Here is a 12,696-nt window from a genome sequence, read left to right as displayed (position 1 = left end):
AGTTCGAAAGTTTCGTCGCTTCGAACTGAAGATGGGCTTCGCTGCATCCATGTGATGCAACCCATACTTCACCTTAGGCCACCACGCCCCAGATTCAAGTACAGAACGCGCACATTTCCTATCGCGGTCAGCGTAATTGCCCCGGCTCTTCCTCGCCCGGCGGCCTGGTCAGCGCAAGGACCACCGCCCCGAGCACCTCAAATCCCGCGTTATTACAGGTAACTGCGGCATTTTGCAGGGTCGCGCCGGTGGTCATCACGTCATCGACAAGCAGGATCGGCTGTTGGCGAACACGCGGGATCTCGGCAATCAACTGCACGCGCCGCCCGCGCCGGTCGGCCCCTGACTTGCTCTTCTGGGCGCCGCTGAACACCTGGCCGAGCCGGTAGTGCAGCACCGGGGAAAGCTCCAGCCCGGCGTCGAGCAGTCCGAGGCGCTCGGCCGACTGGAGCATGGATTCCACCGGCCGGTAGCCCCTGCGCGCCACCGCCTTCAGCGAGGTGGGCATGGGCACGATCAGCGTGCGCCGGACGCTGGTCTGCGGGACCAGCGCGGCGTTCAGCGCGGCCGCAAGATAGGGGGCGAACAGGTTCTTCAGGAAGTACCGCTGGTGGTCCTTGTAGGCGAGGATGGCCCGGGCCAGCTCATTGCCGTAGATCCCGCAGGCGGCCACGGGGATCTGCCCGGCCAGCGCCGGCAGTTCCAGGTAGCGGCTTAGTCTTGCGGGCAACGGAGGCAGGCCGAGCTGGTGGCGCACCGCACTGCGACATTCCGTGCACAGCCGGTCATCAGCCCGGCCGCAAACGGCGCAACTGGCCGGCAGCAAGAAGTTCACGGTCTCGCGCAGCGCAAAGCGAAGCCATTGCGGGGTCTTCTGTCCGTACAGCTGGTCCAGATCCCGCAGGAATTCCCGGTCGTTGGAGCCCATGCTCCATGGTGGCCGGCCGAAGGGCCCGGCGGTCGCAGCGGGGCGCCGGGTGTGGATACCGCTACCCCGGGTAGGAGATGTCCTTGGCAAAGTCGTCCAGCACATGCCAGGAGTTGCCCACCAGGGTGAACAACTGGTCCTGGGATTCTGCGTAGACTTCCCGCTGGTCTCCCGTGCCGGCGGCGATTCCCACCATGCCCAGCAGGACCTGCAGGTGCCTGTTTCCGCCTTGGAAGGTGATCTGCTCTGCCAGCACCGGTTCGGTGAGGCTCAGGTCGGCGACGATGATCGAGCGGTCCGACTCCCAGACCGCGGTGTCGACCGGAACAGCTGGGTAGATCTTCATCGGCGTCTTGTTCAGCCCGCGCGGTACACCGTCGGAATCGCGGATCACTCCGGAGACGTACACGGTCGTGGTGGAGTCCTTCGTGGCCACGATCAGCGCACGGGCCCCGTCACGGGAAATGCGCAGCGAGCTGACCGTGGAACCTTCCAGCCAGGGCACGCTGATGGTGCGGGCTTCCCCCTTGCCGGCAATATCGTCCGGCACCGCGCGCAGCGGGTTCTCGTCATGGTTGTCAGCGGTCCAGGTCCAGCCGGCAAGGTCCATAGACGGCTGGATCAGGGACTCGCCTTCCAAGCCGAGATCCAGCGCCCCGTCCTCGCCGATGGTCCACAGCTGCTTGCGCGAACCGTTCAGGAAGGCGTAGCGGTTGCCGATGGGCGACATGGCCGGTTCGCGCGGGTTGTAGCGGGAGATCTCCGGCAGCCCTCCCACCGGGATGATCGAGCGGCCCTTGACGTACACCAGCGACTTGTCGGCAATACCGATCAGCGTGTCCGGGGTGCTGGGGTTCACCAGCGCCGGCTCGATGGTGGTGCTCTGGTCCGCCAGGGTGATGTCGTTTTCATTCTGAAGCATCTTCACGTTGGTCACGTTGTTCAGCGGGATCAACGTGGCCTCCAGCTGCTGGTCCATGAGCAGCAGCATCTGGTCGGTGGCGTCCTGGAAGGTCGCCCTGCTCAGGTCGATGGTCGCGGTGCCGTCGCGCACCGGCACCGCGGAGCGCACCAGGGATCCGGCGGAGCTGAAGGCGGAGACCACCGCGTTTTCCAGATACGGCGCGGGTCCGGCCAGCAACGCTTGGACCATGGAGGTGGCAGTGCCGCTGCCCGTGGGGAACCAACGGACATCGGGCACGAGATAGCGGAAGGTGGCGTTGTAGAAGTACAGCGTCTGCGCGGAGAAGATCTTGTTGAAGGTGGAGGCTTCGAGCATCACCCCGTTGGGCGCATCGGAGATCCTCCACTGGTCCTCGATCTTGGAGACCACCACGTCCACCGCGCGGGTCGAGTGGTCCGGGTAGACGGTCCGCACACCCTGGGCATCCACCGCGCCGATGATCTCCAGCTGGATCGTGTACTGGTTGGTGTCGGCGCCATTGACCACGTTGACTGCTTCGTAGATCAGCGTGCTGGTGTCGCCGCGCCACTGCTGGCTCAGCTCCGGAGTGAGGAATTCGCGGGCCACCGCGTAGTCCTCGGCCATCGAACGGCCAGCGGCCACGAAGCCGTCCACGATCGACCTGGCGTCCGCGCCGTCGACGGGCCCATCCGCGGCGTAGCTGTAGGGCTCGGCGCCGGCGTCCACGGCGTCCACCTCGATCTGATTGACCGGGGAGGAGCGCGGAATGGAGGCGCAGCCGGTGGCGGCAAGCACCAGTCCCAGCAGCATGGCCAGCAGCGGAATCAACGTGCGTCGCATTACTTCTCCTCCGACGAGGCGGGCGGAATCGGCGCGCTGGGATCGACGACATCGTCATCGCCCGGCTCGTCGTCCTCGGGCAGCACCAGCGGGGTGAATCCGATCTTGGGCACTTCGCCGGTCAGCGGGAAGCTGTCCCCCTGCGGCTCGTCCAGGGTCTGCGCGGCGGCCGGTTCCAGCGGCAGCGGCGAGGAGTCGATGGTGTCGCTGGCGGTGCGTGGCAGGGTGATGCGGAAGACCGATCCTACCCCCGGTTCGCCCCAGGCCTCCAGCCGGCCGTCGTGCAGCCTGATGTCCTCCATGGCGATGGACAGGCCCAACCCGGAGCCGCCGGTGGTGCGGGCGCGGGCCGGGTCGGCACGCCAGAATCGGTCGAAGACGTGCTTGCAGGATTCCTCGGACATCCCGATGCCGTAATCGCGCACGGTGACGGCCACGGCGGAGTCGTTGGCGCCGATGGTCACGTCGATAGGCTGCGCCTCGCCGTGCTCCACGGCGTTGAGCACCAGGTTGCGCATCACGCGCTCCAGGCGGCGCGGGTCGACTTCCGCCACGCAGCCTTCGGACGGGGAATTCAGCCGGATGATGGAACCGTACTCGTCGGCCACCGGGGTGGCGGTGACGATGACCTTGCCCACGATCACGTTGAGGTCCGTGGATTCGCGGTCCAGCACTGCCACGCCGGCGTCGAATCGGGAGACTTCCAGCAGATCGTTGAGCAGGATTTGGAAGCGTTCGATCTGGTTGTACATCAGCTCGGCGGAGCGCGCGGTCAGCGGGTCGAAGTTCTCGCGGGCGTCGTGGATCAGCTCCGCGGCCATGCGCACCGTGGTCAGAGGGGTGCGCAGTTCATGCGACACGTCGGAGACGAAGCGCTGCTGCATGGCCGAAAGGTTGTTCAGGGCGGTGATCTGCTCCTGCAGCGAGGCGGCCATGTGGTTGAAGGCGGTGCCCAGCCGGGCGACTTCGTCGCGGCCGGAAACCTTCATGCGGCGGTCCAGGTCGCCGGCGGCGATGCGTTCGGAAACATAGGCGGCATCGGCAACGGGGCGCACCACGGTGCGGGCCACGGACCAGGCGACGAAGCCGACCACGGCCAGCAGCACGAGGCCGGTGAAAGTCATGGCGCGGTTGATGAACGCCAGGGTGTCCTGCACGCTGGACAGGTCGTAGACCAAATAGAGGCCGTATTCGCGGCCCGGCGGGATCAGCACCTTGGTGCCGATGATTAGCCCGGGGTACTGCTCTCCCTCGACGCCCAGCTCGATGGAACGCCAGAAAATGCCCTGCTCCCCCGCCACGCTTTCGGCCAGGTCCGCGGGCACCACCCGGGTGGTCAGCGAGCCGGAAGCCATGGGGCCGACGTAGAGGTTCTCGTCCCCGGCGATGGGCATCAGCACGAAGTCGCGGATGACGGTGGCGCCGTCGCCTTCCAAGGTGGCCAGGGTGGAGTTCACCAGGGCCTGGGTGGAGGCGCGGTCGGTGGTCGCGGCGGATTCGAGGATCGAGCGCGCCTGCGTGAGACCGCGCTCGGATTCCTTCTCGATCTGGTTGAAGCGTTCCTGGAACAGCGTGGAGGCGATCTGGTTGGAGAGGAACGCCCCGGCCGCCAGCAGCGCCAGCGAGGTGAACAGCAGCGTGGAGATCACCGTGCGGTACAGCAGGTGGCGCTGCCAACGGTTGCGCACCGCCTCGACCGGGCGGCGGATCCAGTGCTTCAGCCGGTAGAAACGCGGGGCCTGGGGTATCTCATGGACACGCACATCGACCGGGACAAGTTCTTTTCCGGTCGGCGCGTGCGTGTTCAACTTTCCGATCCAGCCTTGTATCCGACACCGCGCACGGTCTGGATGATCTGCGGTTTCTCCGGGTCGACCTCGATCTTCGAGCGCAGCCGCTGCACGTGCACGTTCACCAGCCGGGTGTCGGCCGCGTGCCGGTAGCCCCAGACCGCTTCGAGCAGCTGCTCGCGGCTGAAGACCTGCCATGGTTTGCGCGCCATGGTGACCAGCAGGTCGAATTCCAGCGGGGTCAGCGACACCACGGTGCCGCTGCGGGTCACCCGGTGGCCGGCCACGTCGATGGTGACCTCGCCGACCTGCAGGGTCTCGGCCGCGTGGGTTTCGTTCGGGCGCAGCCGGGCGCGCACGCGGGCCACCAGCTCGGCCGGCTTGAAGGGCTTCGGGACGTAGTCGTCGGCGCCGGATTCCAGGCCTCGGACCACGTCGGCGGTGTCCGACTTGGCTGTGAGCATGACCACCGGGACATCGGATTCGGCGCGGATCTGCTTGCAGACCTCGATCCCGTCGATGCCCGGGAGCATCAGGTCGAGCAGCACCAGGTCGGGATTGGACTCGCGGAAAGCTTCCAGCGCCCCGGAGCCGTCATAGCAGAAAGAGGCCTCGAAGCCGTCGTTCTGCAGGACGATGCCGATCATTTCCGACAGCGCCTCGTCATCGTCGACGACAAGAATTCGAGCCTTCATCCAATTTCCCCCTGAAATGCTAGGACAGCCGCAGGCGGCCCGCCGGCAGAGGCAGGCCCGCAGGGCCTGCTCAATCGGCTGGTCGCCTGTGGGTAACTAAGCTACCGCCATTGTTTCTAAGATACATGACCAGCCCCTGATTTAGCCCGTTGACTGGCGCAAAGCCCTGCCTTTGGGGCAGATCACCGGCTAGGCGTCCACCCGGGTCTGTTCCAGGGCCTGGGCGTAGCCGGTCAGGCGCCCCAGGCACTCCACGACCTCGGCGGCGCTGCTGGAGGCGAAGGATCCGGCGGGCATGAGCGTCAGCGCCGAAAGGCGCGACAGCGGCAGGCCCAGCTGCCGCCAGGGTCTCAGGATGGTTTTCACACCCTGCACGATGCCCGGGGCACGGCCTGCTGGTTGCAGCAGCTGCAGGAACAGCTGCGCTTCCGACTCGACCAGGCCCGCGGCGCGTTCCCACTGCCGGGGGCCCATCGCCGCCGGATCCAGCAGCCATCCATCGATGCCCGCCTGGTGCAGCAGGTCGACCCTTTCGATCCACGAGGCGTCCGCCGCGGGCAGGTTGACCGCCACGCGCAGTGCCGACGGCTCCTTCCCATCGGACAGCACCGACAGGAAGTCGGCGTAGCTGGTGCGCACCTCGCTGCGCGGAATGGAGCGCAGGGTGCGGTAGCCGCTGGCGGTGGGCAGGGCGCCGTCCAGCGCGGCGGGAAGCTGCGGCTCGTCGAGCTGCAGGGTGAACCCGGTGATGCCGGTGGCGCGGGTAATCCGCGCCAGGTGCTCGCGCACCCCGTGCGCGTAGGCTTCGATGACGTCGCGCCGGGCCCCGTGGTCGGAGAGCACCTTTTCTCCACCCGTCAGGTGCAGGCTGGCGGCCAGGCTCCAAGGGCCAAGCACCCCCAGCAGCAGCCTGGAAGGCCGTTTCTTTTCGGCCCCGGCCACGTCAGCCAGCAGGTTTTCGTCGCTGCGCAGCAGGCTGCGGGCCCGCCGGGCGTCCAGCCCGTCGGGCACCCCGATGCGCCAGCCGTGTGGCTGGAGGTCGAAGCCGAGGTCCGCGACCATGGTGGCGCTGCGGCCCAGGGCGTCGGCCCCGACCCCGCGGTCCGGCAGCTGCGGCAGCACGGCGAGGTTCGGCTCGCCCAGCTCCCCGCGGATGACGCGGTGGATTTCCAGCGGATCGGCGCCCGGAAACTGGCAGAAGGAGGTGACGTGCACATCCTCCCGGCGTGCCGGGACGCCCGAAAGGTCCTGCGCTTCAGGCATCGATGCCGGGTCCCCGATGGTTGTTCGAAATGTGCTGGTGGTGGCGGATGACCTCGGAAATGATGAAATTCATGAACTTCTCGGCGAATTCCGGATCCAGGTGGGCCTCGTGGGCCAGCCGGCGCAGGCGTTCGATCTGGGCCTTCTCCCGATTGGGGTCGCTGGCGGGCAGCTGGTGCGTGGCCTTCAGGTGTCCCACGCGCTGGGTTGCCTTGAAGCGTTCGGCCAGCAGGTAGACCAGCTGGGCGTCGAAGTTGTCGATGCTCCCGCGGATCGCATACAGCTCATCGAGCACCTCCTGCTGGACTTCGCCCTGCAGGGAACTCGCGTGCGGGTCGAAGGCGTTCTTCTCTTCGGTCAGGTTCGGCTCGCTCATGGTTTGTAGTTTACGTGGTCACCGGACGCTTCACCCAGAAGGTGACGCCGGACACCGTGGAACGCGAAACGTCCGCGCAGGGCACGCTCCCCGGCGGGGAAGTGCGCTGCGCGGACGGATGCGGCGGGGCGGGGCAGGGCTCAGCCCCTGGCGTTCAGCTCCTCGATGCGGGCGCGGCGCTGGGCCTGCTCGCGCGGGTCGGGAACCGGCAGCGAGGCAATCAGCCGCTGGGTGTAGTCGTTGCGCGGGTTGGCCAGTACCTGCGAGCCCAGCCCCTCCTCCAGCAGCGTCCCGCGGAACAGCACGCCGACCCAGGTGGCCAGCTGGTCCACGACCGCCAGGTCGTGGGAGACGAACAGGGCTGCGAAGCCCAGCTCGGTCTGCAGCTCGCGGAACAGCTCCAGCACCTTGGCCTGCACCGACACGTCCAGCGCGCTGGTCGGCTCGTCGGCGATCAGCAGCTTGGGCTCCAGCGCCAGGGCGCGGGCCAGCGAGGCGCGCTGGCGCTGGCCGCCGGAGAGCTCATGCGGGTAGCGGTTGGCGAAGCCCGAGGGCAGCTGCACCGCTTCCAGCAGCTGGGCGACCTTGGCGCGGGTGGCGGAGGCGCCCAGTTCGCGGTGCACCGTCAGCGGTTCGGCGACGCATTCGCCGATGGTCAGGTGCGGGTTGAAGCTGGCGGCCGGGTCCTGGAACACGAAGCCGATCTGCTCGCGCAGCGGCTTGAAGCTGCGTTCCTTGAAGTCCGCCATTTCGTAGCCCAGCACCTTCAGCGATCCGGAGGTCATCCGGTTCAGGCCGGCGATGGTGCGCCCGATGGTGGTCTTGCCGGAGCCGGATTCGCCGACCAGGCCGTAGACTTCCCCGGCGTGGATCTTCAGATCGACTTTGTCCACGGCGGTGAAGCCGGGGGCGCCGAAGCGTCCCGGGAAGTGGACCACCAGGTCCTTGGCCTCGACCAGCACCTCGGCGCCGGCGACCGGGCGTTCGGTCATGCCCTCGGAAGCGCTTTCGCGGCCCAGGTGCGGAACGGCGGCCAGCAGCGCTCGGGTGTAGTCCTCCTGCGGGGTCTCGAAGAGGGTCAGCGCCGGAGCCTCCTCCACGATCTTTCCCTGGTTCATCACGATCACCCGGTCCGCGATGTCGGCGACCACCCCCATGTTGTGGGTGATGATCACGATCGCGGTGCCCAGCTCGTTGCGCAGCTCGCGCAGCAGGGCCAGGATTTCCGCCTGCACGGTGACGTCCAGCGCAGTGGTCGGCTCGTCGGCCACGATCAGCCCGGGCTTCAGCGCCAGCGCGGCGGCGATCACCACACGCTGCTTCTGGCCGCCGGAGAACTGGTGCGGGTAGTAGTCCACCCGCTGCTCGGGGTCCGGGATGCCGACTTGGCGCATGGCCTCGATGGCGCGCGCCTTGGCTTCCTTCTTGGAGATCTTGTTGTGGGCGCGGATGCCCTCCATGATCTGCCAGCCCACGGTGTAGACCGGGTTCAACGCGGTGGAGGGTTCCTGGAAGACCATGGCGACGTCCCGGCCGCGGGCGGCGCGCAGGTCCGCCCCGTGCAGGGTCAGCATGTCCTTGCCGTTGAGGTACACGGCTCCGCTGGCGGCTCCGTTCTCCGCCATGATGCCCAGCGCGGTGCGCGCTGTCACGGACTTGCCGGATCCGGATTCGCCGACGATGGCAAGGATTTCCCCGGCCTTGACCGTGAAGTCCACGCCGCGCACGGCGGGAACCGCACCTGCGTCGGTGACGAAGTCAATGTTCAAGCCCTCGACGCGCAGTACTGCGTCGCGGTCTTCGGTGATGGTTGGCGCTGCGTGGCTCATGCTCCGACTCCTGCCTCGGTGATGCGCTTGGCCTTCTTGCGGCTGAAGCGGCGCAGGCGCGGGTCGTTCAAATCATTCATGGATTCGCCGACCAGGGTCATGCCCAGCACGGTGACCACGATGGCCAGGCCCGGGAACAGGCCGGTCCACCAGATGCCGCTGGTGGCGTCCGACATCGCGCGGTTCAGGTCGTAACCCCATTCCGACGCGCTGGTCGGTTCGATGCCGAAGCCCAGGAAGCCCAGGCCCGCCAGCGTCAGCAGCGCCTCGGTGGCGTTCAGCGTGAAGATCAGCGGCAGCGTGCGGGTGGCGTTGCGCAGCAGGTGGGTGAACATGACCCGCCACGGGCTGGCGCCGATGACCTGCGCGGATTCCACGAACGGCTCGGCCTTCAGGCGCATCACCTCGGCGCGCACCACGCGGAAGTACTGCGGGATGAACACCACGGTGATGGAGATGGCCGCGGCCATGACGCCGCCGAACACCTTTGACTGACCCTGCGAGATCACGATGGACATCACGATGGCCAGCAGCAGCGACGGGAAGGCATAGATGGCGTCGGAGAGCATCACCGCGATGCGGTCGAACCAGCCGCCGAGGTAGCCGGAGACCAGGCCCAGCAGCACGCCGAGGAACAACGACATCACCACGGCGGCGATGATCACGAAGATCGCGGTCTGCGCGCCGAAGATGGTGCGGGAGAACACGTCGTAGCCGCCGGAGGTGGTGCCCCAGATGAAGTCCCCGCCCGGGGCGGCCTGGCGCGGGAAGTCGCCGTTGGCGTTGCCGGACTGGGCGAAGTCGAACGGGGCGATCAGCGGCGCGAAGATCGCGGCGATGAGGAACAGGCCGGTGAGGGCCAGCCCGCTGATCAGCATGCCGCGCTGGAGCCCGGAGGACATCTTCAGGTGGGAGATGATCGGGAGCTTGTCCACCCAGGACTTGTTGGATGCGGGAAGAGTAGCGGTGCCCATGGTTAGTACCTGACTCTCGGGTCGATCAGTGCGGCCAAGATGTCCACGATGAAGTTGGTGAAGGCGACGATGATCGCCAGCAGCACCACGATGCCCTGGACGGCGACGAAGTCGCGGGCGGTGAGGTACTCGGCCAGCTTGAAGCCCAGGCCCTTCCATTCGAAGGTGGTCTCGGTCAGCACCGCGCCGCCGAGCAGCAGCGCAATCTGCATGCCCATCACGGTGATGATCGGGATCAGCGCCGGACGGTAGGCGTGCTTGGTGGTCAGCCGGAATTCGCTGACGCCGCGCGAACGCCCGGCCTCCACGTATTCGCGGCCCAGGGTGCCGATGGCGTTGGTGCGCACCAGGCGCAGGAACACGCCGCCGGTGAGCAGGCCCAGGGCGATGGCCGGCAGGATGGCGTGCTGGGTGACGTTCACGAACGCTTCCATGTTGCCGCTGCGCAGTGCGTCGAGCCAGTAGATGCCGGTCGGCGCCTGGAGCGTGGTCAGCTGCAGTTCGGTCTGCCAGTCGGCGCGCCCGGCGATCGGCAGCCAGTGCAGCCAGACGCCGAAGATCAGCTTGAGCAGCAGACCGGCGAAGAAGACCGGGGTGGCGTAGGCCAGAATGGCCAGCACGCGCAGGATGGCGTCCGGGTAGCGGTCGCGGAACTTGGCAGCGACCAGGCCCAGCGGGATGCCCACGATCAGCGCCACGAGCACGGCGTTGATGGCCAGTTCCAGAGTGGCGGCGCCATAGGTGGTGAGGATGTCGGTGACCGCGGTATTGTCGGTCAGGGTGCGGCCCAGGTTGCCGGTGAAGATCTGCCCCAGGTACTCGAAGTACTGGATGAACAGCGGCCGGTCGTATCCGGCCTCATGGATGCGTTCGGCAAGCTGGTCCGGGGTCAGGCGCCCGCCCAGCGCGGCGGTGATCGGGTCGCCGGTCACGCGCATCAGGAAGAAGACCACCGTAATGAGGATGAAGACGGTGGGGATGATCAGCAGGAAGCGCGTGATCACGTAGCGGAGGAACCCCCCGCCCTTCTGCTTGGCTGGCTTGGGTGCCGCCAGCGGGCTGGGAACTTGTCCCGGTGGAGACGTGATGGTCATCGTCAATCCTTTGGAAATCGCAAAATACGTGCGTTGCGCCGGGAGATCCCCGGGCACAGATTTAGGGGATCCGCCGCGCGGGATCCGGTGGATTCCGCGCGGCGAACCCCCTGGGGTTCAGGTCAAGCCAGTGCGCTGATGCTTACTTGCTCAGAACGCCCAAGCGGAACTTGAACGACGGGTCCAGGGTCTTCTCGACTCCCTGCACGTCCTTGCCCGCCACGGCGACCTGCGCGCCCTGCAGCAGCGGCAGGGTGGAGAGGTCCTTGGCGACCATGGTCTGCAGGTCCTCGATGGCCTTGGTGCGCTCGGCCGCGTCGGCCATGCCGCGCTGCTCCGAGATCAGCTTGTCGACCGCCGGGTTGTCGTAGTTGTTCGACAGGAAGTTGTCCTTGGCGAAGAACGGCGACAGGTAGTTGTCGGCGTCCGAGTAGTCAGGGAACCAGCCCAGCTGGTAGGCCGGGTAGTCGGTGACGCGCTGCTTCTGGTAGGTGACCCATTCGGTGGACTTCAGGTCGACCTTGAACAGGCCGTCGGCCTCCAGCTGCTTCTTCACCAGGGCGTACTCGTCGCCCGAGCTCGGGCCATAGTGGTCCGGGTTGTACTGCAGCGGAAGGCTGACCGGGATGTCGACGCCGGCATCCTCCAAGACCTTCTTCGCCTTGGCGGCATCCGGCTTGCCGTCGGTGCCGTACAGCTCCTTCAACGGCTCGATGGCGCCGGTGAAGCCCTGCGGCACGTAGGAGTAGGCCGGGGTGTAGGTGCCCTTGTAGACCTCGCTGGCGATGGCCTCGCGGTCGATCAGGTTCGCGGCGGCCTGGCGCACGGCCAGCGACTTCGCGGCATCAGCGTCCGCGGTCTTGGCGCCGTACGGCATGGTGTCGAAGTTGAACACGATGTAGCGCAGCTCGCCGCCCGGGCCCTTGTGGACCACGAGGTTGCTGTCCTTGCCCAAGTCCTCCACGTCGGTCGGGGTCAGCGAACGATACGCGACATCGATGTTGCCCTGCTGGACGTCCAGCTTCAGGTTGTTCGAATCCGCGTAGTACTTGATGGCGGCCGACTTGTTGGCCGGTGCGCCGAGCACGCCGGCGTAGGCGTCGTTGGCCGACATCGAGATCAGGCTGTTCTTGTTGTACGAGTCGATCACGTACTGGCCGCCGAAGGCCTTGCCTGCGACGATTTCCTCATCGGCCATCACCTTGTCGGCCGGGAAGACCTCGTCATCCACGATCGGGCCGACCGGCGAGGTGAGCACCTGCGGGAAGGTCTGGTCGTTGGCGACCTTGAGCTTGAAGACCACGGTAGTGGCATCCGGTGCGGTGATGGACTCGACGTTGCCCAGCAGCGAGGACGGGCCGTTGGGGTCCGCGATCTTCAGCTGGCGGTCGAAGGTGAACTTCACGTCCTTGGAGTCAAGATCGTTGCCGTTGGCCCACTTCAACCCCGGCTTCAGCTTCACGGTGAATTCCTTGTCCGAGGTGAACTCGGCGGACTCGGCCAGGTCGTTCGAGGGTTCAGGGCTGCCCGGCTCGGAGTTCAGCAGGAACGGGAAGATCTGGTTCATGACCATGAATGAACCATTGTCATAGGAGCCGGCCGGGTCGAGCGAGGTGACCTTGTCCGTGGTTCCCAAGGTGATCGGCGCGCCTGATGCGTCGCCGCTTGGCGCACCCGATGCGTCGCCGTCATTGGAGGCGGAAGAGGTGCAGCCGGTCAGTGCGAGGGCGGAAATTCCCAAAGCGGCCGCGGCGAGTCGCAGCCCGTTCTTCTTGCGAGTCATGAAGTGATCCTTAATCTGTGAGCATGCTTGCGGTGATTGAAAACACATGCTTCACATAGACTAAGTGATACAGCCCACCTATGACCAATAGCACACTGGGTCAAGTCGCAAAAATTTCACTTCCGGGCCTGATTTCGATGCTTTGGCTCACAGCTTCCGTGCCTGACGTCCAGTTTCCCACCCGGCTTGGATGCGCGGG

General features: G+C 66.5%; 10 protein-coding genes. All 10 read right to left on the bottom strand.

What is annotated here, in order from left to right:
• Window positions 1-127 precede the first annotated feature (127 nt).
• Entirely contained in the window at window positions 128-928 is an 801-nt protein-coding gene (locus IEY43_RS00650; protein WP_188946654.1) for a ComF family protein, read from the bottom strand.
• Between the two features lie 61 nt (window positions 929-989).
• Window positions 990-2,693 carry an LpqB family beta-propeller domain-containing protein gene (locus IEY43_RS00645; protein ID WP_188946653.1) on the bottom strand — a complete coding sequence of 568 codons (1,704 nt, stop codon included), beginning with the start codon at window positions 2,691-2,693 and terminating at the stop codon, window positions 990-992.
• Entirely contained in the window at window positions 2,693-4,501 is a 1,809-nt protein-coding gene (gene mtrB, locus IEY43_RS00640) for an MtrAB system histidine kinase MtrB (RefSeq protein WP_188946652.1), read from the bottom strand. The genes IEY43_RS00645 and mtrB overlap by 1 nt, the downstream gene beginning before the upstream one ends.
• On the bottom strand, window positions 4,498-5,178 hold the full coding sequence (mtrA, locus tag IEY43_RS00635; protein ID WP_188946651.1) for an MtrAB system response regulator MtrA: 681 nt from the start codon (window positions 5,176-5,178) through the stop codon (window positions 4,498-4,500). The genes mtrB and mtrA overlap by 4 nt, the downstream gene beginning before the upstream one ends.
• 189 nt (window positions 5,179-5,367) lie before the next feature.
• Window positions 5,368-6,441, bottom strand: coding sequence for a uroporphyrinogen decarboxylase/cobalamine-independent methonine synthase family protein (locus IEY43_RS00630; RefSeq protein ID WP_188946650.1), 1,074 nt, complete (start codon window positions 6,439-6,441; stop codon window positions 5,368-5,370).
• Window positions 6,434-6,817: a chorismate mutase gene (locus IEY43_RS00625; RefSeq protein WP_188946649.1), complete on the bottom strand. Its 384-nt coding sequence runs from the start codon at window positions 6,815-6,817 to the stop codon at window positions 6,434-6,436. Before IEY43_RS00625 ends, IEY43_RS00630 begins: the two co-directional genes overlap by 8 nt.
• A gap of 140 nt (window positions 6,818-6,957) precedes the next feature.
• Window positions 6,958-8,646 (bottom strand): dipeptide ABC transporter ATP-binding protein, encoded by a 1,689-nt coding sequence (locus IEY43_RS00620; RefSeq protein ID WP_188946648.1) that lies wholly within the window; start codon window positions 8,644-8,646, stop codon window positions 6,958-6,960.
• On the bottom strand, window positions 8,643-9,620 hold the full coding sequence (locus IEY43_RS00615; RefSeq protein ID WP_188946647.1) for an ABC transporter permease: 978 nt from the start codon (window positions 9,618-9,620) through the stop codon (window positions 8,643-8,645). Before IEY43_RS00615 ends, IEY43_RS00620 begins: the two co-directional genes overlap by 4 nt.
• A gap of 2 nt (window positions 9,621-9,622) precedes the next feature.
• The gene (locus tag IEY43_RS00610; RefSeq protein ID WP_374189837.1) at window positions 9,623-10,720 is read right to left on the bottom strand and encodes an ABC transporter permease; all 1,098 of its coding nucleotides are present in this window, start codon (window positions 10,718-10,720) and stop codon (window positions 9,623-9,625) included.
• A gap of 136 nt (window positions 10,721-10,856) precedes the next feature.
• Window positions 10,857-12,497, bottom strand: coding sequence for an ABC transporter substrate-binding protein (locus tag IEY43_RS00605; protein ID WP_188946645.1), 1,641 nt, complete (start codon window positions 12,495-12,497; stop codon window positions 10,857-10,859).
• Window positions 12,498-12,696 lie beyond the last annotated feature (199 nt).

Origin of the sequence: Glutamicibacter protophormiae, assembly GCF_014647495.1 — a bacterium.
Taxonomy (GTDB): Bacteria; Actinomycetota; Actinomycetes; order Actinomycetales; family Micrococcaceae; genus Glutamicibacter; species Glutamicibacter protophormiae.
The sequence above is the reverse complement of the archived record's forward strand: the minus strand, read 5'-3'. Positions and strand labels throughout refer to the sequence as shown.